Origin of the sequence: Belliella kenyensis (assembly GCF_022549675.1) — a bacterium.
Lineage (GTDB): Bacteria > Bacteroidota > Bacteroidia > Cytophagales > Cyclobacteriaceae > Belliella > Belliella kenyensis.
Window position 1 is genome coordinate 1 of the sequence record NZ_JAKZGR010000068.1, and the last position, 575, is coordinate 575.

General features: G+C 43.7%; 1 protein-coding gene. It reads left to right on the forward strand.

Features of this window, described 5'->3' with window-relative positions:
* Window positions 1-575: hypothetical protein (locus MM214_RS18980; protein ID WP_241297749.1), on the forward strand; the 575-nt coding region annotated here is incomplete at both ends.

A 575-nucleotide genomic window follows, 5' to 3' on the forward strand; every position in this document is an offset into this window, starting at 1 on the left:
GAGTTAGAATACAGGATTTGTGAGAATCTTAACCCAAGCAACTGTTCAACGGCTATTGCAACAGTTACTGTGGAAGCAGCACCGATAGTTGCGAATCCAGATGACTTTGATTCCATCAATGGCAGAATAGGAGGCACTACAGCAAGTGTCTTGATCAACGATACCTTGAATGGTACTCCAGTGAATCCAGCAGATATTACTTTGAGCTTGGTAGATGGAGATTCTGAATTGACACTCAATGCAAATGGAACAATATCCATTGCAGTAAACACCCCAGCAGGCACTTATGAGTTAGAATACAGCATCTGCGAAAATCTTAATCCGGGTAATTGTTCAACAGCCATTGCAACAGTTACTGTGGAAGCAGCACCAATAGTTGCGAATCCAGATGACTTTGATTCCATCAATGGCAGAACAGGAGGCACCACAGCAAGTGTCTTGATCAACGATACCTTGAATGGTACTCCAGTGAATCCAACCGATGTTACTTTGACTCAGGTGGATCCTGACCCATCATCTCCATTGACGTTGAACGCAAATGGTACAATAACCATTGCAGCAAATACCCCAGCAGG